Genomic DNA, 20,587 nt, shown 5'->3' on the forward strand with positions numbered 1-20,587 from the left:
CGGGATATGGTGACCCGTATGGAGCGCATCAACCCGCCCGGGCTCGGCCGTCCCTCCGGCTTCTCGCACGCGGTCGCCGCGACCGGGAGATTCGTCTTCCTCGCCGGTCAGACGGCGTTGGACGAGGAGAACCGCATCGTCGGCGACGGCGTGGTCGAGCAGTTCGAACGCGCGCTGTCCAATCTGCTCACCGCGTTGCGCGCGGCGGGCGGGAAGCCGTCGGACCTGTGCAGCGTGACCATCTACATCGTCGACATGGACGACTACCGTGCCCACGCGCGCGAGATCGGCGCGGTGTGGAAACGGCTGGCCGGGAGCGAGTACCCCGCGATGGCGGGGATCGGCGTCAGCCGGCTGTGGGACGCGGAGGCGCTGGTGGAGGTGCAGGGCTTCGCGGTGGTCTAGGGCAGCGTGCGCGAGACGTGGGCGGCCGCGGCCTCGCCCAGCCGCGCGTGCAGCGTGAAGAACAGGTCCGCCGCCCGGATCCCCGCCCAGCCCGGCGGCAGCAGTTCGGCGGGCAGGCCGGGGTCGAGGTAAGGCAGCCGCCGCCAGTCGGTCAGCACGCGGACGTAATCGGCGAACGCTTCGGCCGCGTCCGTGGTCTTGCGCCGCTGCCAGCGCCGGAGCGCGGCCGAGTGCTCGTCGAGGAAGGCCGTGTACAGCGACTCGAGCTGGTCGAGGTCCCACCAGTCACGGATCTTCTCCCGCACGTCGCCGAACGCGAGGTGTTCGGCGTGGAAGAGATCGGCGTATCCCTCGAGTTCGAGGCGTCGCAGCATGTCGGAGGTCGCGTCCCGCAGATGCGCGGGCGCGATCCAGACCCCGGACGACGCGGTCCCGAAGCCGAGCCGGGCGAGCTGCGTGCGAAGAACGTGCCTTTTGTGCCGTTCGGCTTCCGGGACGGAGAACACCGCGAGCAGCCAGCCGTCGCCGGGGGTGGCGCGTTCGCGGCGGAAGATCCGCTCGTCGCCCTCGCGCAGGATCGCCAGCGCGGTTTCGGAAAGTTCGTAGCCCGCGGCCCCGTTCCGGCGTACCGCCGAAAGGATCCCGCGTCGTTTCAGCCGGGAGATCGACGACCGGACCGCCGGTTCCTCGACGTCCACACCGGCCAGCAGGTCGATCAGGGAACGGACGGAGAGCCAGCCGCCCTCGCCTCGTGAGTAGAGGCCGTACACGGTCACGATGAGCTGGCGCGGTTGCGCCGTCCGCCCCGCGCCGTCGACTTCGGTTGCCTCCGACACGGCCGTCACCCGGTCACCATAACAACGACGATGTGCTCATGTTTCGGCCGTGACCGAAGCGTTCCGCACTTAGCGTCACGGTATGGACGATCCACTGATCGAAGCCCCTGTCCCGCCGGTGCCCCAGGACGCCGAACCCGGAGGAGTCCGGTGGTTGCGGGCGAACGTCGCCCGGTTCAGCCGACCGGAGGACCACCCGCGACGGCGGGCGCTGGTGCTCGCCGAGCTAGCGCCGATGGGATCCCTGCGGGACAAGGCTTTCGCGCTCGCGAGGGAGATGCGGGACGGCCCGGTCGAACGCACCTTGTGGACGGTTCCGGTGGCCGTGCTGGCCGCCGAACTCGGCCTGCCGGACGTTTCCCGCGACGTCGCGACGGTTTCCGGCGCCTACCATCCGCATACGGAGATCGGGGCCGACGCCGAGGAGGCCATGCGGCGGCTGATCGAAGCCTGCGGCGAAGTCGACGAGCGGACGGCCGCGCGGATCGGGCTCCTCGTGCAGGCCTGTGACGCCACGGCCAAGCTGCTCGGCAAGGCGCTGGCCGCCCACCTGCCCGGTGAGGACGTCGAGGATCTGCTCGACCGGGTCCTGCGTGATGATCCACCGGTCCGGGTCACCCGGCGGTGGTCCGGCGGCGAAGTGGTCGAGGTGGACCTGGCGGAACGTCCGTTCGGAGCAGGGCCCAAGCGGTGCCCCGGGGAAACGCAGGCGCGGCAAGTGGCCGCGGGAATTCTCGACGCCCTCCTGTGCTAAGACTTACCCCGGTCATCTGGAACTGGGGAGTCTTTCGATGCTGTATTTCAATGGTTTCTTCGGCGTTCTCACGCTCGGTCTGTGGATCTTCTGCATCGTCGACGTGATCACCACGGACGAGGGATCGTGCCGCAACATGCCGAAGGGGATGTGGCTGCTGCTGGTGCTGCTCGTCCCGCTGATCGGCTCGATCGTCTGGCTGGTCGCCGGTCGCCCGCAGCATGCCGCCCGCGCCCCGCGCGGCCGCTTCGAACGGGAGACGCCGTCGTTCCCGGAGTACGACCGGCCGGGCCGCTTCGCCGCGACGAGCGCCGCGGACGACGAAGAATTCCTGCGCAAGTGCCGGGAGCGCGCCGAAGAACAGCGCCGCAAGGCCCGTGAAGGCTGAGTAGCCTCGGTATCGAGAAGATCGACACTGGAGGAAGAGTTGTCCGAAGCGCTCGACTGGAACAAGAACATCATCAAGGAGTTCCGCGAGAACGAGGGGAAGGTGGGCGGCCCGTTCGAGGGCGGCTCGCTGCTGCTCCTCACCACCATCGGGGCGAAGAGCGGCGAGCCTCGCACGTCGCCGCTCGCGTACGCGGAGGAGGACGGCAAGTACGTCGTCGCCGCGTCGTACGCCGGGGCGGACAAGAACCCGGCCTGGTACCACAACATCCTGGCGAACCCGAAGGTCACCATCGAGGTCGGCACGGAGAAGTTCGACGCGACCGCGACCGTCGTGCTCGAAGACCGCGCCGAGCGTGACCGGCTGTACGCGAAGATGGTCAGCCTGATGCCGGGCTTCGCCGACTACGAGAAGAAGACCGACCGGGTGATCCCGATCGTCACCATCTCGCGCTGACCCACCCAGCATTCAGTCCTCTGGATGCGGTACTTGCACTAGCGACTACCGCATCCAGAGGACGAAACGCGGAAGGTCAGCGGGCTCCGGCTTCGACGGCTTCCGGGCGCTTGAGTTCGGCCTCGGCCGCACGCAGCGCCTTGCGCTCCTGCCGGCGCGCGATCAGCTTCTTGCCGACGAGGATCATGGGCTGCTCGACCCAGCGGTGGATCAGGTCCGCGATCGCGAGCCCGACCGCGAACACGGTCAGCGCGCTGATCATCCGGTGCTGGCCCAGCGGCGGGATCGCCTCGACCACCACGAAGTGCACCGGGCCCTGGAGCAGGTAGAGCGAGTACGAGCGCTCACCGACGAACCGCATCACCTTCGTGGCCAGCAGCCACCGCAGCGGCCCCGGGGACACGAGCACGACCAGCAGCAGCGCGGAGAGGAGGCCGTAGGCGATCAGCAGCCCGAGGTTGCTGCCGCTCTCCCGCCACAGGCTTTCCATGTTGACGTGCAGCACGGCGAACGCGCCGAACACCGGGATCGCCGCGAGCGGATGGGTCAGCGGTTTGACCACCGCGTAGGACCGGCGGTAGTGCATCGCGACCGCCAGCACGCAGCCGATCAGCAGGATCGCGTAGTGCACGGTCGACTCGTAGATCGGCACGTTCGGCCCGGGGACCCAGCCGCCGGTGACCCCCACCAGCCCGGCCATCACGGCGAACGCGGCGAAGGCCAGCGCGAGCTTGCGCCAGGCCGCGGCCAGCCCGACCGCGCCCGCGACCACCAGCAGGAACGGCCAGACGAGGTAGAACTTCTCCTCGATGCCGAGCGTCCACGAGCCGCTGAAGAAGTTGTCCGCGCCGTTCGGCTTGCTGCCGGGCAGGAACTCGTTGAAGAAGGTCAGGTAGTACTTCAGCGCGTGCGGGAACTCGCGGGTGAAGAACTCGCCGCGCAGCCAGACGAACACGATGATCCCGCCGAGGATCACCAGGTACGGCGGCAGGATGCGGAACACGCGCCGCAGGTAGAAGGCCGAAAGCGAGATCCGGCCGGTCCGGTCCTGTTCACGCAGCAGCAGCGTCGTGATCAGGAAACCGGACAGCACGAAGAAGATGTAGACACCGACCCAGCCGGACAGCCAGCTCCACTTCGGACCGGCGAAGTGGAAGAGGATCACGATCGTGGCCGCGATCGCGCGCAGGCCGTCGAGCGCGGGGAACCGGCGCATGGCGAGGAACTCGTCATGGTCCAAAGTGCGCACAGTGCCCCCTAATGGCGGTATCGGCCCGGAAGTATACGGGTGCCGTTCACTGCGCCTTCGCCCCGTGTCGAGGCCCGCTACCTGCGATTTTCGGAGATCACCCAGCGTCACGCGCCGGTTCGACGTTATGCGTCAGCCGGAACCGGTTCGCCGGATCGACGGCCGCCTTGACCTCGGCGAGCCGCCGCAGATCGGCCGGCGAGTACACCTTGGACGCTTCCTCGCCCGCCCCGCTCTCGCCGTAGACGAAGGTCAGCAGTTTGCCGGTCGACCAGGGCTTCAGCGCGTCGAACAGCTTCGCGTGCGCGCTCCGGATCTCGGCGATCGAAGCGTCGTCCACCACGGACAGCGCCCGGACGGTGAAGTTCGCGTCACGGTCCCAGCCGACGCCGGGGTGCTCGGGCGCGTCGGACAGCGCGCCGCCGAGCAGGTCCAGCAGGAGGACGGTCGGCACCGGGGCGTCCGGGCCGGCGTGTTCGAGGATCGCGTCGAGCATCGTGTCGTTGAGCTCGGACACGGTGGCGTTGTCGGCGCGGTAGCCGTGCGGGAAGGGCGGCTCGTTCGCGATCTTGCCCGATTCGGTGAACGGGATCTCGGCGAGCGTGTCACCCAGCAGCGGGGCGGCGGCACGCAGCGGGGCGACGAGACGCTCGCCCTCCGCGGCGTCACCGAGATAGGCGACCCGGATCTGCGCGACGTGCTGCCCGCGCAGCGGCTCGGGCACCATCGGCAGATCCGGCATGGGGACCATGCCCAGCGACGACGTCATCTCGCGCGGCATCTCGGCCGCCCAGTCCCGCCAGGCGCGGAGCACCGCGGCCAGCGATTCGGTGCCGAACTGCAGGCTGCCGCCGTACAGCCGGGTGACCGGGACGAGCCGGAACTCCAGCGCGGTGACGATCCCGAAGTTGTCACGCCCGCCGCGCAGCGCCCAGAACAGGTCGCTTTCGGTGTCCGGGGTGGCGCGGCGGAGTTCGCCGTCGGCGGTGACGACCTCGATCGCGGTCACCTGGTCGGCGGCCAGACCGTACTTGCGGCCGATCAGGCTGAACCCGCCGCCGAGGGTGTAGCCGACGACGCCGACGCCGGGGAAGGAGCCGCTCAGCGGCGCGAGCCCGTGCTTCGCGGCCGCCTCGATGACCGCACCCCAGCGCACGCCCGCGTCGACCCGTGCGACACCGTCTTCGATCCGGATCCCGGTCATCCGGTGAGTGGTGACGAGGACGCCACCCTCGAAGGGGACGCCCACGCCGTGCCCCGTCGAGTGGACGGCGATCGGGAGGTCGTGCTCGACGGCGTGACGGACGGCCTCGACGACGTCGGCGGCCGACGCGGCGGGCACGATGACGTCGGGACGGCGGGGCACTGCGGTCTGGAAACCGGCGAGTTCGTTGTCGTAATCCGGGTCGCCGGAGCGGAGCATCGTGGTCATGCCACCAGCGTGAGCCCGATTCGGGCAGAAGTCCAAGATCTGGTTTGTCTGGTAACTAGAATCATCGGTTATGGAACTGCGTCAGCTCGAATACTTCGTCGCGGTGGCCGAGGAAGCGAACTTCACCCGCGCCGCCGAGCGGCTGCACGTGGCGCAGCCCGGGGTCAGCGCCCAGATCCGCCGTCTCGAACGCGAACTCGGGCAGCCGTTGCTCGACCGGTCGGCCAGAGCGGTCCGGCTCACCGAGGTCGGCGCCGCCGCGCTCCCGCACGCGCGGGCCGCGCTCGCCGCCGTCGCCGGGGTGCGGCAGGCGGTCGACGATCTCACCGGCCTGGTCCGCGGCCAGGTCGCGATGGGCATGGTGTCCTCGCGGGGCCCGGTCAACCTGCCGGATCTGCTCGCGCGCTTCCACGAGCGTCACCCGGCGGTCGACATCACGCTCGCCGAGGCGACCTCCGACGTCCTGCTCGCGGGGGTCGCCGACGGCCGGTTCGACGTCGCGCTGATCGGGGTCTCCGGCGAGCCGCCGCCGGGGATCGGCCTGGAGGTCGTCCTCGACGAGCCGCTCGTCGCCGTCTCCGGACCGGAGGATCCGCTCACCGGGCAGGCCACGATCACGCTGTCGGAGCTGGAAAGCCGTTCCCTGGTGAGCCTGCCGAAGGGCACCGGCATGCGCGCGATCGTCGACGCGGCGTTCCTCGCCGACGGCGCCCAGCCGCGGGTGACGCTGGAGGCGGGCGACCCGAACGTCGTCGCCGAACTGGTCGGGCGCGGGCTCGGCGTCGCCGTGGTGCCGATGTCGCTGGCGACGCACTACACGGAACTGCACGCCATGGAGATCACGCGGCCCGCCGGCCTGCGGGCGAAACTGGCGCTGGCCTGGCGGACGGAGGGGCCGGTCAGCCCCGCCGCCCGCGTGTTCATCAGTCAGGCACGGGCGTTGCTCGGCTTGTGAGCCGCCACAGCGAAGTGACCTCCTTCGGGTCGGCGCGCGGATGCCTCGGCCGGATGTCCTCCCTGCCGACGACTTCGAGGCCGGACCGCTCGAACGCGGTGAGGAGTTCTCCGCGCGTGCGCAGGTCCAGTAGTTCGGCGAGGTCGGACAGGATCAGCCACGCCTCCCCGCCGGGTTCGAGGTGCCGGGGCAGCCGGTCGAGGAACGCCTTGAGCATCCGGCTTCCCGGGTCGTAGACGGCGCGTTCGAGCGGGGTGTGCGCCCTGGCGGGCAGCCACGGCGGATTGCAGACGACCAGCGGCGCGCGTCCGGGCGGGAACACGTCCGTTTCGAGGGTTTCGATTCCGTTGAAACCCAGGCGTTGGAAGTTCTGCCGCGCGCAGGCGAGCGCGCGGGGTTCGTTGTCCGTCGCCACCACGCGCTCGACCCCTCGATGCGCGAGTACCGCGGCGAGCACGCCGGTGCCCGTGCCGATGTCGAACGCCAGTTCCTTGGCGGGCAACGGAGTTCTCGCCACCAGGTCGACGTACTCGCCGCGGACGGGGGAGAAGACCCCGTGATGCGGATGGATTTTCGCGCCGAGTGCCGGGATTTCGACGCCCTTCAGCCGCCATTCGTGCGCGCCGACGACGCCCAGCAGCTCACGCAAGGAAATCAGCGACGGGGTTTCGGAAGGTCCGAAGACCTCGGCGCAGGCCTCGCGCACGTCCGGCCCGCGGCGCAAAGGCAGGACGTGGCCGGGGTCCAGCGGGACCAGCAGCCTGCCGAGGATCCGCGCCCGGCGCGCCCGATGGTTCCGCTGGTCCCGGAAGGGTTTCCCGGCCGCGGTACCGCAGCGCCGGGACATCGCGGCGAGAAGGTTCCGCGCGCCGGGGAAGTCACCGTGCCAGGCGAGCCCGGTGCCTGCCGCGGCGAGCCGGAACGCCTCGTCGGCGGTGACGCGATCGTCGATCGTCACGACGGTGCGGGGCATGTTCGTGCCGACGGTGGTCAGCCAGCGCCGACCACCGTCCATTATGGACTGGGGGTTCATGTTTCCGTTCCTGGATCCGCCCGCGGCGAAGAGACCCCGCGGGCGTGGCTCGTCGGGGGACAAGGTCAGGAACGGCGGTTAGTGGACCACCGCGGCATGAACCGGTGTCGACACGAACCCGAGTCTACCGGAACGCGGCGGCGTGTTCGGCCGCCCAGACCTCGAAGTCCAGCCCCGGCCTGCCGGTGACGTCCTGGACGGTGGAGGTGACCTCGCCGGGTTTCGTCACCAGGCCACGGAAGCCGCCCAGCATCGTGTCGACGATGAAGTCCGGCATCTTGGTGAGCAACTCGGCGCGTGCCTCGTCGAGCGGGATCTCCTCCCAGCGCGCCGGACGGCCCGCGGCGTCGCCGATGATCCGGACCTGCTCGGCCTGCGTCATCGGGCGGGTGCCGGTGAGCACGTACTTCGCCCCCGCGTGGCCATCGCCGGTCAGCGCTTCGACGGCCACCGCGGCGATGTCCTTCTCGTGGATCAGCGGCATCGACGCCTCGCCGTACGCGCCGCGGACGACGCCGTCCGCGCGGATCGACGGCGCCCAGCCGAGGGTGTTGGCCGCGAATCCGTGCGGCCGCAGGAAAGTCCAGTCCAGCCCCGCGGCCTCGATCGCCTCCTCGACCGTGCGATGCCAAGCACCGATGGCGTTGTCCTGCTCCGTCAGGGAATCGTCGACGGCGCCCGAGGACAGGAACACCACGCGCTTCACCCGTTCCCCGAGCAGCGACACCGTGGGCACCAGCGCCTCGGCGGAACCGTTGAGCATCAGGAACACCGTGTCGACGCCGTCGAGCGCCGGTGCGATCGTTTCCGGTTTCGCCAGGTCACCGCGGACGCCATCGGCCGGCGGGTTCCGGCTCAGCGGCCGGACCGGGACGTCTCGCGCCCGCAATTGGCCGACTACTTGCGAGCCGACGTTGCCCGTCGCGCCGGCGACCAGGATCGGCTTCATGCCGCCACCGCCGAGAAGACCGGGCGGTACCGCTTGACCGACCCGCCCGACATCCCCGGGTAGGTCTGCACCTTCTTCCACACATCCGTCGTCCCGATCCCGTCGGCGCCGGGGGCCGCGAGCGCGGCGCGGTGTGCGTCCGCGCTGGCCCATTCGGCGTAGTTCAGCACCCTCCTCCCGTCGGTGCTCACGTGGAAGAACCCCGAGATCCCGCCTTCGGGACGCGCGGGTTCGGACGCCAGTGCTTCGAAGACGAGGTCGATCCAGTCACGTTGCCGCCGCTCGTCGGGCCCTTCGAACTCGACCGAGACGATCACGAGGCAGCCGGGCGCGCCCTCGCCGCGCTGTCCGCGGTAGAGGCGGAAGACCGGCGCGCCGTCCAGCCCCTGGATGGCGTCTTCGCTGGTCCACTGCTCGTAGGTGAAGGCGCCGTCGTGATCGATGCCTTCGTACGCGGTGAAGGAAACGAGTCCTTCGTGGCTCTTGAAGGCCGCCCGCGCCGCGTCGGCGTCCGGCCATTCCCGCGCCACCACGACCGTCGCCCCGTCCGGTGTCGGCCAATGTCCCTTGTGGATGGTCATTTCGGAGGTCCCCTGTGCTGTCATGGCTCCAGCATGAAACTTAAACAAGGGTTCAAGTCAAGCTAGGATCGTGACCATGTCCGAACTGCCGTCCGAACTCACCATCGGCGAGCTGTCCCGGCGCAGCGGCGTCGCCACCTCCGCCCTGCGGTTCTACGAACGCCAGGGCCTCATCAGCAGCAGGCGGACCAGCGGGAACCAGCGCCGCTACCCCCGCAGCGCGCTTCGTCTCGTCGCGTTCATCCGCGCGTCGCACCATCTCGGCATCCCGCTGGAGGTGATCGGCGGCGTGCTCGACTTCCTGCCGGAGGGCGCCGCGCCGGACCAGGCGTTCTGGCAGCGGGCTTCCCAGTGCTGGAGCGCCGAGCTGAACAAGCGCATCGAGCAGCTGGAATGCATGCGGGACCGGTTCACCGAATGCATCGGCTGCGGCTGCCTGTCCTTCGAGCAGTGCGTGCTGGTGAACCCCGGTGACGTCCTCGCCGCCAAGGGGCCCGGCCCGGCGCGGCTGATCACGGACTGACCGCGGCCAGTTTCCGTTCCAGCAGCCGCCGTTCGGCGCTGTTCTCCGCTCGCGCGATCGCGGCTTCGTAGGCCCGCGCCGATTCGTCCGGCCGGCCGAGGCGGTGCAGCAGATCCGCGCGGATGGCGTGGTACAGGTGGTATTCCTCCAGTTCGAGGCCGTCGATCACGGAGAGGGCCGCTTCGGGGCCGTCCACTTCGGCGACCGCGACGGCCCGGTTGAGCGCGACGATCGGCGTCGGATTCGCCGCCAGCAGCAGGTCGTACAGCTGGACGATCTGCGACCAGTCCGTGCTCGCCGCGTCGGCGGCGTCGCTGTGGACGGCGTTGATCGCCGCCTGGATCTGGTACGGCCCCGGCTGGTTCCGCCGGAGGCAGGCCCGGACCAGCGCCTGCCCTTCGGTGATCAGCTCGCGGTCCCACCGCGACCGGTCCTGCTCCGCCAGCAGCACGACCTCGCCGTCCGCACCGGTGCGGGACGCGCGGCGCGACTCGGTGAGCAGCATCAGCGCCAGCAGCCCGGTGGCCTCCGGTTCGTCGGGCATGAGGGCGGTCAGCAGCCTGCCGAGCCGGATCGCTTCCGCGCACAGGTCTTCCCGCACCAGCCGATCGCCCGACGTGGCCGTGTACCCCTCGTTGAACACGAGGTAGATCACGGCGAGCACCGAACGCAGCCGGTCCGGCAGGTCGGCGTCGTCCGGGACGCGGTACGGGATCTTCGCGGCGCGGATCTTGCCCTTCGCCCGGACCAGCCGCTGCGCCATCGTCGTTTCGGGGACGAAGAACGCGTGCGCGATCTCGCCGGTGGTCAGCCCGCCCAGCAGTTTCAGCGTCAGCGCGACCTGCGCGGTGATGGCCAGCGCGGGGTGGCAGCAGGTGAAGATCAGCCGCAAGCGGTCGTCACGCACGGGACCCTCCTCCACCGGTTCGTCGCTCGCGCTGATCAGCGCGGCCTGGGCGTGCTTGTCGTCGCGCGCGGCTTCCCGGCGCAACCGGTCGATGGCCTTGTTGCGGGCGGTCGTGATGATCCAGCCCGCGGGGCTGGGCGGTGGACCGCTGGACGGCCAGCGGTCCACCGCCTCGGCGAAGGCGTCCTGGACGGCTTCCTCGGCGATGTCGATGCTGCCGAAGACCCGGACCAGCACGGCCACGGCGCGGCCGTACTCCTCGGTGAAAACGCGTCCGATTTCCTCGGTGGTCACACGCACGAAGGACCTTCGTCGCCCTGGAACGGCCGGACCTCGACCGGAAGGTAGGTGATCTCGGTGACCCGCTTGGCCCATTCGAGCGCGGCGTCCAGATCCGGCGCCTCGAGGATGGTGAAACCGCCGAGATGTTCCTTGCCCTCTACGTACGGGCCGTCGGTCATCGCGATCTCGCCGTTCTCCTTGGCCCGCAGCACGGTCGCCGTGGTCGGCGGGTGGAGACCGCCGGCGAAGACCCAGACACCCGCGGCCTTCATCTCGTCGTCGAGCGCCTGGATCTTGCGCGCGATCGGCTCGAGGAACTCCGGCGGCGGAACGGGACCGTCGGGCTGGTACAGGCTGATCAGGTACTGGGTCATGGCGTCCTCCTGAAGTCGGAGCGGCTTGTCATCACCTACACGAAGAGCGTCCCGCCGATTCGACAGCCGGCGGGAATTATTTTTCGTGGCCACATCGTCGCAGGTCGAGCCGGGATCCCTGGGTGAGACAGGCCGCGATCCGGTGGACCTGCTGGCCGTAGCTGCGGCCCTTCAACGCCTTCACGGTCCCGTTCCGGCCGACCTCGCACGGGTTGCCTTCGGTGCAGCGCTCGCCGTCGCGGTTGTGGGTGTTGTTGATGCCCATGACCGTGTTCCCGTCGCGGGACAGCAGCACGGAACCGGAGTAGCCGGGACCGCTCACGCAGGTGTCGCTCGGGGCGTAGCGAACCGCGTCGTCCTGCTGGTATCCGGCCTCTCGCAGGTGCGGCACCACGGCCTCCACGGTGCAGCTCGGCCTGCTGCTGGAATAGGCCATGAGGAGCCGGTCTCCGGCGCGCATCGGGGTGGTGGTCAGCCGGAAGACCTTCGCGCCCTCCCTGGCCAGCTGCGCGTAGGTCTTGTCCAGCCGGTAGAGCGCGATGTCGGTGCCGGTCATCGTCGCGTAGACCAGCCGGGTGGCGCGTGCGCTGGTCTTCGGATAGCCCTCCCGGTCGGCGATGGTGACCGGACGGGGCAGATCGGCGGGCCGGTCGACCAGGGCCTTCCCCGGTGCGGGCCGCCCGCTCGGCACGCAGTGGCCGTTGGTCAGGGCCAGCGCCGGGTCTTCGGGACGCGCGGTGGCGGCACGCACCACCGCGCCCTTGCACTCGCCCACCGCGGCCGTGCCCTCCACGTTCGGGACCGGGGTGTCCGGGGGAACGTCGGTGCCGGTCACGATGCCGTTGATCCAAGCGGCGTTCTTCGAGACGTCGGTGTACATGTCGGGGAAGTCGGCGCCCCTGATGCCGGGGCCGATGACCGTTCCGGCCAGCGCCCAGCCGTCGCCCGAACGGATCAACGCGGGCCCGCCGGAGTCCGTCGTGCCCGGGCCGACGGGCGGCTCGGCGCGGCCGACGCACAACGGCAGGGTGTGCCCGTCGTCGTCCCAGCACCGGTCGAGCGGCACGATCTCGGTGTCCGCTTCACGCAGCTTGCTCGGAAAACACTTCGGGTCCTTGAAGTCGTCACAACCGGTCGCGGCCGCGCCCCAGCCGAGGATGCGGACCGGGGTGCCGTCGGCGGGAGTGGCGCCGGCGAGCCGGATGGGCTTGGCGCGCACGGGGTTTCGCAGATGCAGGACCGCGATGTCCTCGCCGGCCGGGTTGTAGGAGTTGTGGCGCCGGTAGAACTTGTCGACCTCGGTGACTTCGCCGCCGGTGGTGGTGTCCAGCGAACCGACGCGGACCTTCCAGCCGCGCGGGACCCCGGCCGTCGAACCGGTCGGGGTGTTGGCGCAATGCCCGGCCGTGACCGCCCATTGGGGCGCGATGAGCACCGCCCCGCACCGGTGTCCGTCCGGGCGGGGCGAGTCGTACTGGAGCGAGACCATGAAGTCGTAGGGCCTGGTGGACTCGGTGCCGCCGATGACGGCCGACGCGGGGGCCGCGGTAGCCGTCATCAAGGCCAGCGCGAGCGCGAGGGATCGGATACGCATACGGATCACCGTGGCCGGTCGGTGTCCGCGGAACTCGATGAGCGCGTAACAGTTCCGTGCGCGGCTTGACTGGTACTGCCGGACCCAGGTTGAACAGACCGTGCCATCTCCTGGGAGAGGCCGGTTTTCTGGACTTGTCACCACGAGTCCACTTAGGAGAAACAGAGATGACGAACTCGCACGCGAACAGGGTCGCCGTCGTCACCGGAGCGTCCAGCGGGATCGGCGAAGCAGCCGCTCGGCGGCTCGCCGCCTCCGGTGCTTCGGTCGCGCTGATCGCCCGCCGGGCGGACCGGCTGGAAACGCTGGCCAAGGAGATCGAGGCCGACGGCGGTACCGCGCTCGTGCTCGCCGTCGACGTCGCCGACGCCGCGGCGATGCGGGCCGCGGCGGCCGAGGTCGAAGCGAAACTGGGCCGCGCGGACCTCCTGTTCAACAACGCCGGCGTGATGCTGGCCGCGCCGATCGACGAACTCGCCACCGAGGACTGGCAGCGCATGATCGACGTCAACCTGACGGGCCTGATGAACGCGATCGGCGCGTTCGTCCCGCATCTCGTCGCTTCGGCGGACGAGAAGGGCGTCGCGGACCTGGTGAACACCTCGTCCATCGGCGCGCAGGCCGTCTTCCCGTCCTTCGCCGTGTACGTCGCCTCGAAGGCCTACGTGACGCACCTGTCGAAGAACCTTCGCGCCGACCTCGGGCCGAAGGGCGTTCGGGTCGCGGCGATCGAGCCGGGCCTGGTCGAGACCGAACTGCAGGGTCACGTCACCGACGCCGGCGCTCTGCGGTGGCTGGACGGCGTGCGCGAGTCGCTGACCTGGCTGAAGCCCGAGGACATCGCCGAGACCGTGGCGTTCCTGACCTCGCTCCCGGCGCGGGTGAACCTGCAGCAGGTCACCGTGATGCCCACGGCGCAGGTCTGATCAGGGAAAAAGGATCCTGGCGATCGCGCGGGCGGCGGTGTCCGGATCCTCCTGAAGCTCGGCGCGCAGCGCGCCGGTGAGCCACAGGTTCGCGAAGCCGTGCATCAGCGACCACGCGGCGACGCCGGCCATCGCGTCGTCGCTGACCGAAGCCGCGCCGCTGGTCAGCAGGGCTCCGGCGCGGTCACGGGCGGCGGTGAGCGCCGCGTCGTCCTCACGGTGGAGTTCGGGGCGGAACATCACCTCGAAATGCGCGCGATGCTCGATCGCGAAGCGCACGTACGCCACCCCGACCTCGACGAAATCCCGATCGCTCTCGGCCGCGAGCGCGTCCGCGAGCAGGTCGAACCCCTCGGCCGCCAGCGCGGTCAGCACCCCGGCCTTGTCGCCGAAATGGTGCACCGGCCCGGCGTGCGAGACCCCCGCGCGCCGGGCGAGGTCGCGGAGGCTGATCCCCGCCGGGCCGTGTTCGGTGATGGCCGCGACGGCGGCGTCGAGCACGGCCCGGCGGAGGTCGCCGTGGTGGTACGGACTCATGACGATGAATCTAGTCATTGACAAGATGGCCCGCAACAGCGCATCTTGTCAGTGGAAAGATTCACTTGGTCGGAAGGCATGGTCATGGATCCCGGTCTTGCACCCGTACTGATGCTGATCGCCGTCACGGCGACGTTGTTCCTGCTGGGCGTCTTCGGCGTCCAGCGGTTCAAGCCCTGGCCCGTCGCGGTGCGCGGCGGGGTCGCCGCACTGTTCGTCACCACCGGCCTCGCGCATTTCATCGGCATGCGCGAGGAACTCATCGCGATGGTTCCGCCCGCGCTGCCCGCGCCGGGACTGCTGGTGACCGTCACCGGTGTCCTCGAACTCGCGGGCGCCGCGGGCGTTCTGTGGTCGCGGACGGCGCCGTGGGCGTCCGCCGGGCTGACGCTGTTGTTGCTGGGGATGTTCCCGGCGAACGTGTACAAGGCACTGCACGGGCCGGTGACTTCGACGATGGACGAACTGGTGCCGCGAAGCTTGATGCAGGTGGTCTTCCTCGCCGCGACGGTATCGCTGGTGGTGTATTACGCGCGTACTCCGGACAGACCCTTTGCCCAAAGGAGACCTTAAGTCTTTCCCAAGTTCGGGCCCCGCTCGCGGAAACGGCACTACCCTCTGAGAATGAAGATCTCATTGTGGATCGGATTCTGTGGGCTGTGCATCCTCGCCGGGCACATGCTTCTCGGTGCGGTCGGTGTCGTACTGCTGATGAGCTGTCTCCCGGCGGGGCGCGAACACGAATCCGGTGACAGAAAAGGGAAAACCTCCGCGCGGCTGGCCTGAACTCAGCCCAGTGCGCTCACGAAGGCGAGCGCGCCGAGAAGCGGAACGGCGATCGCCGTGAACAGCATCGTCCGGCGGCTCGGTTTGGGACTTTCCAGTAATGCCCGGATACCGGCCGGAACCAACGCGACACAAAGTCCGGCGGTGCCGATGATCGACACGAATTCGGTACCTTTCAGAACGCCGAGCGGCAGAAGTCCCATCGTCGCCACCCCGATCGACTCGGCGACGCCCAGCACTTTCGCCCGATAAGCGGCGAAAGCGAGCACGTACCAGCCGAACATGATCGTGAACGACAGAAAACTGAACAGATGCAGGTCCTGATACGACTCGCTGACCACGCTCTCGGCGAACCCGGCGCCGCGGCGTTCGGCGAGTCCCAGTGCCGCCTGGTCGATCCCCGCGTGGAAGGTCCGCTCGAAGAGTCCAAAGAGGACGAACAGACCGCCCCAGGCGGCCAGCGCGGGTTTCGTGCGGCCGATCCTCGTGGCGAGCGCGACGATCGCGGGCCACAGCAGGACGTTGCCCGCCAGGAAACATGTGTACGCGGCTGTCATCAGCGCGGGCTGCTCGCTCATCGCCCTGAGCTGGCTCGGGAAGAAGAAGTCGAAGGGTGACCGGAGCAGTGTTCCGGTGAGCAACAGGACCGGGCCGAGGACCATCGAGACCGCGGCGACGCGGCGGCCGGGGAAGACGTAGTCGGTTTCCATACCTCGTGAGCCTGCCGCGCTTGGTGGTGGTGCGGATCGGATCAGGGGCCGGTCTTCGGGCTCCGACCGTGGGTGGATTCCCGTGGGGCGGTTTGCGATGGGCTGTGTGGTTCTTGGCTGGTGGATCGCTGTGGCCGCGGGGTATCTGGGGGAATCGCTGTCTGGTGGGGTTGTTGCCGATTTTCGGCGAGGCCGGCGGTTGCGGTTCGGTGGTTGGCGAACGGTCGGGGTGTGCACGGCTGTCGCCGTTTCTTGGTGACTGGTGGTGCACGGTGTCTGGAGAGCTTGCCGTGGTGCTGGTGGGTCGTCGCCGGTTTTCGGCGAGGTTGGTGAGGCTGGGGTTTGGTGGTTGGTGAACGATTAGAGCCTGAACGGTTGTCGCCGGTTTTCGGCTACGTGACGGGGTACGGCGACGCGCGGCGTCTGTAGCCCGCCGCCGCGTGGGTGGGCTATCGCCGGTTTTCGGCAAGGCCGGGAGGCTGCGGATCGGTACCTGGTGGACGATCAGCTCGCTAGCGGCCCTCGCCGCTAGCGAATTCGCCCTCATGAAAGGACGTCGCCGTTTTCCGGCACCGCCGCCTAGAACGGCGGTGGTTCGTCGGCGCCGGGCACCGGCGGTCGGGGTTGATGGAGCGGCGGAGGTGAGCTGTCGTAGCTCTGTCCGGTGGGTGTGGTGATGGTGAGGGTGCCGTCGGCGGCGAGGTGGTAGGTCCAGCCGGGTTCGTCTTTGAGGCGGTGATCTCGTCGGCAGAGGTCGATCAGTTCGTCGGCGTTGGTATGGCCACCGTGTTGCCAGGGCAGCGAATGGTCGATATCGCAGGCCTGGGCAGGACGGTGACAGCCGGGTCTTCGGCATTCCCGGTCCCGGACCCGCACGAACTCGCCCAGGCCCGCGCTGGGGCGGTAGCGGTCCCGGCCGAGGTCGAGGACCTGCCCGGACGGCGGGTCCGTGATGATGCGGCGCAGCACGGTGTTCGGGCCGGTGGCGATGTGCCGGGCCAGCGCGGCGGGGACGGTGCCGTGTCCGGCCAGCTCCGCCGGGTCGTTGTTGAGGCCGAGGTAGGTGAACAGGTCCATGTACAAGAACACTTCGCTGCGTTCGCTGGTGCCGCCTTGGCCGCCGAGCAAGAGGTCGAGGGCGACGTCGGCGCGGAGTTGGTCCAGGGTGCGGGGTTCGTCCTTGGTGTTGAGGGCACGCGCCGCCCGGTCGATCCGCTGGTAGGCGGCGGCCGCCTTCTCGACGGGGGCGTCTTCGACCTCGATGGACGCGACCCCGGTCTCGCCGTGGCGGAGGGTGAGGCGGCGGCCTTCGCGATGCCGTTCGGCCCGTGTTTCGGCGCCTTCGCGGTCGACGGTGATCGCGGCGTGGTTGGCGGCTTTCCGGATCTGATCAGGGTTCCTGCCTGGTAGCCGATCTTCCAGGAGCGCATCGACGGTGCGGGCGTTGTCGTCTGACAGCCACGCTGTGGCGGCGGCGACCTTCATCGCGCCGAAGCCGCTCACTTTTCCTTGGTCCATCAGGGACAGGGTGCGCGGCAGGCGGGTGGTCAGCGCGTCGGCCGCGGCGACCATTGCACCGGCATGATTGTCCACAAGCGACAGCGCGAAGGCGGCTTCCTGTGTGACGCTGCGGGCGCCGTCGCGGTGTCGGTTCAGCTGCGCCAGCGCCCGGAACCGGACCGCTTCCAGCCGTGCGATCCCGGCCGACGTCGCTTGCGCGAGCGCGACGGATTCCTTGTCGTCCAACGAATCGATGGCAGCGTTCACCGCTTCCAGCAGCTCGGGGCCGGTGAGGTTTTCGAGTAGCGCCACAGGCGCGGAATGTGTGTCCACCCCACGACCATACGACCGGCCACCGACAGTTTCCGGCCTCACGACGCGGGGCGGGATTACCGATTTTCGGTAATGAGGATTCGGTGGAGAACTGCCGAGAACGTGGTTGACGCCGGTCTTCTTGATCACCTTATGTCCGAAGTGGCTGGACGAGATGATCGTGAAGGTCCGCGATGGCCACGCCGTGCGCGATAAGCCGCCCACATCGCCTTGGGTGCTGATCTGGACGGTGGGGATAGTTCTGCGCCGAGTTACGCAACCGCGGAATCCTGGACGTGCCGATCGTGTGCTGCATGAACACCACTGCCCGGTGCCCGGCCAAGGACCGGACACCGAAACAGCGGTGTTCCCCGCTCAGTTCGTATCGAGCGCGACAGCGATATCCCCGACAGGCAAAGGAAAGTCGCCGATCTTCGTCGCCGCGCCGGTCAGCAGATCGACCGAATGGAACGTCGACGGCCCGGCGGCCGGGTTGAGTACGGCGAACGCGCTCACCGAGGTCGTCTTGCCGTTGGTCAGGTCGCTGTAGATGTCGAAACCCGCGATCGGCCCTGTGTCGACGCCGAGCGCGCCGGTCGGGCTGAGGAACCCGGCGTTGGCTGGCGCCTGGACGAGCACCTGGTCGGTCACCGTGCCGATGTCGAACAGCGTGGTCGCGGTGTCGGGATTGAGGTCGTTGTTCGTGTAGGCGGCGGCCGTGACGCCTCTGGTCGGCCCGCCCGCCGGCGGAGTGGTGAGAATGGTGTCCTCGACCGTGACGTGGTCGGCGAGGTTGTGCCGCAGGTTCTGGCCGTAGTCGCTGATCACCCGCAGCCGGTCGGCGGCCGGGTTGAAGTCGACGCCGAAGTTCGTGCCGTACAACGGAACGCTCAGTTGCGAGACCTTCGTGACGACGACGTCGGGGGCCGCGGGCGGGAATTTGATCGTGTAGATACAGCCTTTCTCGCCAACCCCGTACAACAAACCGTTCTGTACCCGGAAATCGATCCCGATCAGACGGGTCTCCCCGCAGGTGAGTCCTTGTACGAGCCGCACCCAGTCGAGGACCTGGGGCTGGGCGGTCCAGTAGGTGGCCATCAGCTTGCCGTCCGACGAGATCGCGAACGCCCGCAGCCCGGCAGGCTGCGCCGAGACGGCGGTCGCGGTCCCGGCGACCAGCATCGCTGTGACGGCCACCGCGGTCATGACCTTCTTGAGTCGTGCCCTCATCCGTACTCCCCTCAGCGGAAACTGTGCGAGCACAAGCTATTCGGCGGCACTGGACGGGCATTGGACGTCGGTTGGATCCGGCGTCCGGCGGCTTGCGGGCGCGAAGGACCGGCGGAACAGTGGAACGATGAGAGTCAAGAATGTCCTTGCCTGCTCGATGATCCTTTGCTCCGGTTTCACGATCACCGCGCCCGCTGAAGCAACTCCGGAATGCACTACCGGCGTCAAAGTCATCAAGCCGGTGGTGCTCGAAGACCCGGGCCGGTGGACCTACACGTTCGACCTTTCATGGTGCGCGGACGACGGGACGATCCGCTGGGCCGAACCGTCGGTGACGGCGCGGGTGCACAGTCCGGCCTGTCGCTGGGCCGGCCGGATCGAGGAGTCGCTGACGAAAACACCGGACAGCGAGGCATGGAGCGCGTTCGACATGAGCGAGTTCTCCTGCCAGGACGGCGGGGGCAAGGAACACGGCGTCAACCCGTGGGTCGTCGTCAACTTCCACCCGACGGGCGCGTATGAGACCAGCAGTGACATCACGGCTTAAGCCCGCAAGATCGCTTCGATCGTGGCCGCAGCCCGTTCCCGCAACGCGCGATAGCCCGCCCGCTCGGCGAGGGCGAGCGCCCGGCGGGCCTGCCCGAGGTCGCCGGTCGCGGTGGCGAGCCCGATGAGCGCGTCGATCTCGGGATACCGATCGCCGCTCTCCCGCAGCAGGGCCAGTGCCTGCCGGTACCGGCGGACGGCGTCCTGCCGATGGCCCACGCGCTGATGCACGCCCGCGAGCGCGACGAGCGCCTCGCCCTCGCCGCGCGGTTCACCGGTCGCCCGCGCGAGCCGCAGCCCTTCGCGAGCGTGGTCGAGCGCGTCGGTGAGACGGCCGAGATCGCAGTACACCGAGGCGAGCCTGCCGAGGGTCTCCGCTTCCCCGGCACGGTTCCCAGCCTCTCGATGCAGAGCGAGGGCCTTGGCGAGCAGGCCCGCCGCCTCGCTGACCCGGCCGCGGGCATGCTGCACCTGTCCGAGGTTGGACAGGTTGATCGCCTCCCCGTAGCGCGAGCCGATCCCGCGATACCGGCGCAGCGCGCGGACATAGTGCCCGGCCGCCCTGGCAAGATCGCCCATCTCCCAGTGGACGAGCCCCAGATTGCCCAGCGCGACGGCTTCCCCGGCGTGGCTTCCGGCGCGTCTGCTCAGCTCCAGGCCCCGGGAGAACCGGACCGCGGCGGCCGGGAGCCGTCCCGACTGCCAGTACACGCAGCCGAGGTTGCCCAGCACCGCGGCCTGCGCCTCCACCCACCCGGCCCGACGCGCGAGCACGAGCGCCCCGGTGTGTCGCCGGACGGCCTCCCGGTACCGGCCTTGGCGGAAACCCAGGTCCGCCAGGCTGAATCGGGCGGACACGCGGGCTCGGAGATCGCCGTCCTCCTCAGCGGCGGCCAGTGCGGCCGCGGCGGCAGCTCGCCACTCCACCTGGCGTGATGACAGCCAGAAGTAGCCGCGCAGCGAGTCGGCCAGCAGCCAGGCCACCGGCCCCGGAGCGTCCTCGACGACGGCGACGAGGTTGCCCAGTTCGGTCTCCAGCCATTCCGCCGCGTTCTCCTTGGCCGCGGCGGGAACCGGCCCGTCCGGCACCGAAAGTGGCATGCGGAACATGTGCGGGTAAACGATTTTCGCCGCTTGGTCGGCTCCCCGTAGATACCACTCGTGCAGACGGCGCCGGGCGGATCCGGTCTCCGCCGGGGATTCGAGCAAACGATCGGTGGCATAGCGGCGGAGCAGGTCGTGGAAGTGGTAGCGGCCGGGCGCGTGCTGTTCGACGAGATGCGCGCTCGCGAGCGTGTCCAGCATCGGGCCCGCCCGCTCCG

24 protein-coding genes are annotated in these 20,587 nt (G+C 69.3%); 10 read left to right on the forward strand and 14 right to left on the reverse strand.

Going from position 1 to position 20,587, the window contains the following annotated elements; translation table 11 throughout:
* The first annotated feature begins 6 nt into the window (after positions 1–6).
* The gene (locus tag NQK81_RS29805) at positions 7–405 is read left to right on the forward strand and encodes a RidA family protein (RefSeq protein ID WP_185926975.1); all 399 of its coding nucleotides are present in this window, start codon (positions 7–9) and stop codon (positions 403–405) included.
* Here the strand turns inward: NQK81_RS29805 and NQK81_RS29810 are convergent.
* Positions 402–1,250 carry a PaaX family transcriptional regulator gene (locus NQK81_RS29810; RefSeq protein ID WP_257484135.1) on the reverse strand — a complete coding sequence of 283 codons (849 nt, stop codon included), beginning with the start codon at positions 1,248–1,250 and terminating at the stop codon, positions 402–404. The two genes, NQK81_RS29805 and NQK81_RS29810, sit on opposite strands and share 4 nt — an antisense overlap.
* A gap of 73 nt (positions 1,251–1,323) precedes the next feature.
* On the opposite strand from NQK81_RS29810, the gene NQK81_RS29815 reads away from it, so the two are divergent.
* Genes NQK81_RS29815 through NQK81_RS29825 form a run of 3 tightly spaced genes read left to right on the forward strand, consistent with a single transcriptional unit; the run spans position 1,324 to position 2,839 of the window.
* Positions 1,324–1,995: a cytochrome P450 family protein gene (locus NQK81_RS29815; protein ID WP_126730601.1), complete on the forward strand. Its 672-nt coding sequence runs from the start codon at positions 1,324–1,326 to the stop codon at positions 1,993–1,995.
* Between the two features lie 37 nt (positions 1,996–2,032).
* Positions 2,033–2,383 carry a PLDc N-terminal domain-containing protein gene (locus NQK81_RS29820; protein WP_126730603.1) on the forward strand — a complete coding sequence of 117 codons (351 nt, stop codon included), beginning with the start codon at positions 2,033–2,035 and terminating at the stop codon, positions 2,381–2,383.
* A gap of 39 nt (positions 2,384–2,422) precedes the next feature.
* On the forward strand, positions 2,423–2,839 hold the full coding sequence (locus NQK81_RS29825; protein ID WP_126730605.1) for a nitroreductase family deazaflavin-dependent oxidoreductase: 417 nt from the start codon (positions 2,423–2,425) through the stop codon (positions 2,837–2,839).
* A 76-nt stretch (positions 2,840–2,915) separates the two neighbouring features.
* Here the strand turns inward: NQK81_RS29825 and NQK81_RS29830 are convergent, their stop codons facing one another.
* Complete coding sequence (locus tag NQK81_RS29830; RefSeq protein WP_257484136.1) at positions 2,916–4,088, reverse strand: acyltransferase family protein; 1,173 nt, start codon at positions 4,086–4,088, stop codon at positions 2,916–2,918.
* A gap of 97 nt (positions 4,089–4,185) precedes the next feature.
* The gene (locus tag NQK81_RS29835) at positions 4,186–5,520 is read right to left on the reverse strand and encodes an FAD-binding oxidoreductase (protein ID WP_257484137.1); all 1,335 of its coding nucleotides are present in this window, start codon (positions 5,518–5,520) and stop codon (positions 4,186–4,188) included.
* Positions 5,521–5,590: 70 nt separating this feature from the next.
* On the opposite strand from NQK81_RS29835, the gene NQK81_RS29840 reads away from it, so the two are divergent.
* A complete protein-coding gene (locus NQK81_RS29840) occupies positions 5,591–6,475 on the forward strand; it encodes a LysR substrate-binding domain-containing protein (protein WP_126730608.1) in 885 nt (294 codons plus the stop codon).
* Here NQK81_RS29840 and NQK81_RS29845 read toward each other — a convergent pair.
* The 3 genes from NQK81_RS29845 to NQK81_RS29855 form a co-directional block, all read right to left on the reverse strand.
* Entirely contained in the window at positions 6,444–7,508 is a 1,065-nt protein-coding gene (locus NQK81_RS29845) for a methyltransferase (RefSeq protein ID WP_257484138.1), read from the reverse strand. The two genes, NQK81_RS29840 and NQK81_RS29845, sit on opposite strands and share 32 nt — an antisense overlap.
* Positions 7,509–7,632: 124 nt before the next feature.
* Positions 7,633–8,457 (reverse strand): NAD(P)H-binding protein, encoded by an 825-nt coding sequence (locus tag NQK81_RS29850; protein WP_257484139.1) that lies wholly within the window; start codon positions 8,455–8,457, stop codon positions 7,633–7,635.
* Positions 8,454–9,062, reverse strand: coding sequence for an antibiotic biosynthesis monooxygenase (locus NQK81_RS29855; protein ID WP_257484140.1), 609 nt, complete (start codon positions 9,060–9,062; stop codon positions 8,454–8,456). The genes NQK81_RS29850 and NQK81_RS29855 overlap by 4 nt, the downstream gene beginning before the upstream one ends.
* Positions 9,063–9,114: 52 nt before the next feature.
* Between NQK81_RS29855 and soxR the strand changes: the two genes are divergently transcribed.
* Positions 9,115–9,561 (forward strand): redox-sensitive transcriptional activator SoxR, encoded by a 447-nt coding sequence (gene soxR, locus NQK81_RS29860; protein ID WP_126730613.1) that lies wholly within the window; start codon positions 9,115–9,117, stop codon positions 9,559–9,561.
* Here the strand turns inward: soxR and NQK81_RS29865 are convergent.
* The 3 genes from NQK81_RS29865 to NQK81_RS29875 all read right to left on the reverse strand — a co-directional run bounded on the left by NQK81_RS29865 (position 9,551) and on the right by NQK81_RS29875 (position 12,718).
* Positions 9,551–10,768, reverse strand: a complete 1,218-nt coding sequence (locus NQK81_RS29865) for an RNA polymerase sigma factor (RefSeq protein WP_257484141.1) — start codon at positions 10,766–10,768, stop codon at positions 9,551–9,553. The genes soxR and NQK81_RS29865 overlap by 11 nt on opposite strands.
* On the reverse strand, positions 10,759–11,124 hold the full coding sequence (locus tag NQK81_RS29870; RefSeq protein ID WP_126730616.1) for a YciI family protein: 366 nt from the start codon (positions 11,122–11,124) through the stop codon (positions 10,759–10,761). The genes NQK81_RS29865 and NQK81_RS29870 overlap by 10 nt, the downstream gene beginning before the upstream one ends.
* A gap of 76 nt (positions 11,125–11,200) precedes the next feature.
* Positions 11,201–12,718: a S1 family serine peptidase gene (locus tag NQK81_RS29875; RefSeq protein WP_257484142.1), complete on the reverse strand. Its 1,518-nt coding sequence runs from the start codon at positions 12,716–12,718 to the stop codon at positions 11,201–11,203.
* A 167-nt stretch (positions 12,719–12,885) separates the two neighbouring features.
* Between NQK81_RS29875 and NQK81_RS29880 the strand changes: the two genes are divergently transcribed.
* Positions 12,886–13,644, forward strand: a complete 759-nt coding sequence (locus NQK81_RS29880; RefSeq protein WP_126730620.1) for an SDR family oxidoreductase — start codon at positions 12,886–12,888, stop codon at positions 13,642–13,644.
* On the opposite strand, the gene NQK81_RS29885 is transcribed toward NQK81_RS29880, so the two are convergent.
* Positions 13,645–14,181 carry a TetR/AcrR family transcriptional regulator gene (locus NQK81_RS29885; protein ID WP_126730622.1) on the reverse strand — a complete coding sequence of 179 codons (537 nt, stop codon included), beginning with the start codon at positions 14,179–14,181 and terminating at the stop codon, positions 13,645–13,647.
* A gap of 84 nt (positions 14,182–14,265) precedes the next feature.
* Between NQK81_RS29885 and NQK81_RS29890 the strand changes: the two genes are divergently transcribed.
* Both NQK81_RS29890 and NQK81_RS29895 read left to right on the forward strand, forming a co-directional pair.
* A complete protein-coding gene (locus NQK81_RS29890; RefSeq protein WP_257484143.1) occupies positions 14,266–14,754 on the forward strand; it encodes a DoxX family protein in 489 nt (162 codons plus the stop codon).
* Between the two features lie 51 nt (positions 14,755–14,805).
* Positions 14,806–14,967, forward strand: a complete 162-nt coding sequence (locus NQK81_RS29895; protein ID WP_257484144.1) for a hypothetical protein — start codon at positions 14,806–14,808, stop codon at positions 14,965–14,967.
* Positions 14,968–14,969: 2 nt separating this feature from the next.
* Here the strand turns inward: NQK81_RS29895 and NQK81_RS29900 are convergent, their stop codons facing one another.
* The 3 genes from NQK81_RS29900 to NQK81_RS29910 all read right to left on the reverse strand — a co-directional run bounded on the left by NQK81_RS29900 (position 14,970) and on the right by NQK81_RS29910 (position 18,719).
* A complete protein-coding gene (locus NQK81_RS29900; protein WP_257484145.1) occupies positions 14,970–15,677 on the reverse strand; it encodes a hypothetical protein in 708 nt (235 codons plus the stop codon).
* 579 nt (positions 15,678–16,256) lie between these two features.
* Positions 16,257–17,489, reverse strand: a complete 1,233-nt coding sequence (locus NQK81_RS29905) for an HNH endonuclease signature motif containing protein (protein ID WP_257489880.1) — start codon at positions 17,487–17,489, stop codon at positions 16,257–16,259.
* A gap of 375 nt (positions 17,490–17,864) precedes the next feature.
* Positions 17,865–18,719 (reverse strand): DUF4394 domain-containing protein, encoded by an 855-nt coding sequence (locus NQK81_RS29910; protein WP_257484146.1) that lies wholly within the window; start codon positions 18,717–18,719, stop codon positions 17,865–17,867.
* A gap of 127 nt (positions 18,720–18,846) precedes the next feature.
* On the opposite strand from NQK81_RS29910, the gene NQK81_RS29915 reads away from it, so the two are divergent.
* On the forward strand, positions 18,847–19,266 hold the full coding sequence (locus tag NQK81_RS29915) for a hypothetical protein (protein ID WP_257484147.1): 420 nt from the start codon (positions 18,847–18,849) through the stop codon (positions 19,264–19,266).
* Here the strand turns inward: NQK81_RS29915 and NQK81_RS29920 are convergent.
* Positions 19,263–20,570, reverse strand: coding sequence for a tetratricopeptide repeat protein (locus NQK81_RS29920; protein WP_306856066.1), 1,308 nt, complete (start codon positions 20,568–20,570; stop codon positions 19,263–19,265). The genes NQK81_RS29915 and NQK81_RS29920 overlap by 4 nt on opposite strands.
* Positions 20,571–20,587 lie beyond the last annotated feature (17 nt).

Source organism: Amycolatopsis roodepoortensis (assembly GCF_024628825.1).
Taxonomy (GTDB): Bacteria; Actinomycetota; Actinomycetes; order Mycobacteriales; family Pseudonocardiaceae; genus Amycolatopsis; species Amycolatopsis roodepoortensis.

What these genes read in the sequence shown, in the direction of transcription:
- NQK81_RS29805 (WP_185926975.1), top strand. Translation starts at nt 7, where the DNA reads ATGGTGACCCGTATGGAGCGCATCAACCCGCCCGGGCTCGGCCGTCCC.
- NQK81_RS29815 (WP_126730601.1), top strand. Translation starts at nt 1,324, where the DNA reads ATGGACGATCCACTGATCGAAGCCCCTGTCCCGCCGGTGCCCCAGGAC.
- NQK81_RS29820 (WP_126730603.1), top strand. Translation starts at nt 2,033, where the DNA reads ATGCTGTATTTCAATGGTTTCTTCGGCGTTCTCACGCTCGGTCTGTGG.
- NQK81_RS29835 (WP_257484137.1), bottom strand. Translation starts at nt 5,520, where the DNA reads ATGACCACGATGCTCCGCTCCGGCGACCCGGATTACGACAACGAACTC.
- NQK81_RS29840 (WP_126730608.1), top strand. Translation starts at nt 5,591, where the DNA reads ATGGAACTGCGTCAGCTCGAATACTTCGTCGCGGTGGCCGAGGAAGCG.
- NQK81_RS29845 (WP_257484138.1), bottom strand. Translation starts at nt 7,508, where the DNA reads ATGAACCCCCAGTCCATAATGGACGGTGGTCGGCGCTGGCTGACCACC.
- NQK81_RS29850 (WP_257484139.1), bottom strand. Translation starts at nt 8,457, where the DNA reads ATGAAGCCGATCCTGGTCGCCGGCGCGACGGGCAACGTCGGCTCGCAA.
- NQK81_RS29855 (WP_257484140.1), bottom strand. Translation starts at nt 9,062, where the DNA reads ATGACAGCACAGGGGACCTCCGAAATGACCATCCACAAGGGACATTGG.
- soxR (WP_126730613.1), top strand. Translation starts at nt 9,115, where the DNA reads ATGTCCGAACTGCCGTCCGAACTCACCATCGGCGAGCTGTCCCGGCGC.
- NQK81_RS29870 (WP_126730616.1), bottom strand. Translation starts at nt 11,124, where the DNA reads ATGACCCAGTACCTGATCAGCCTGTACCAGCCCGACGGTCCCGTTCCG.
- NQK81_RS29875 (WP_257484142.1), bottom strand. Translation starts at nt 12,718, where the DNA reads ATGCGTATCCGATCCCTCGCGCTCGCGCTGGCCTTGATGACGGCTACC.
- NQK81_RS29880 (WP_126730620.1), top strand. Translation starts at nt 12,886, where the DNA reads ATGACGAACTCGCACGCGAACAGGGTCGCCGTCGTCACCGGAGCGTCC.
- NQK81_RS29885 (WP_126730622.1), bottom strand. Translation starts at nt 14,181, where the DNA reads ATGAGTCCGTACCACCACGGCGACCTCCGCCGGGCCGTGCTCGACGCC.
- NQK81_RS29890 (WP_257484143.1), top strand. Translation starts at nt 14,266, where the DNA reads ATGGATCCCGGTCTTGCACCCGTACTGATGCTGATCGCCGTCACGGCG.
- NQK81_RS29895 (WP_257484144.1), top strand. Translation starts at nt 14,806, where the DNA reads ATGAAGATCTCATTGTGGATCGGATTCTGTGGGCTGTGCATCCTCGCC.
- NQK81_RS29900 (WP_257484145.1), bottom strand. Translation starts at nt 15,677, where the DNA reads ATGGAAACCGACTACGTCTTCCCCGGCCGCCGCGTCGCCGCGGTCTCG.
- NQK81_RS29910 (WP_257484146.1), bottom strand. Translation starts at nt 18,719, where the DNA reads ATGAGGGCACGACTCAAGAAGGTCATGACCGCGGTGGCCGTCACAGCG.
- NQK81_RS29915 (WP_257484147.1), top strand. Translation starts at nt 18,847, where the DNA reads ATGAGAGTCAAGAATGTCCTTGCCTGCTCGATGATCCTTTGCTCCGGT.
- NQK81_RS29920 (WP_306856066.1), bottom strand. Translation starts at nt 20,570, where the DNA reads ATGCTGGACACGCTCGCGAGCGCGCATCTCGTCGAACAGCACGCGCCC.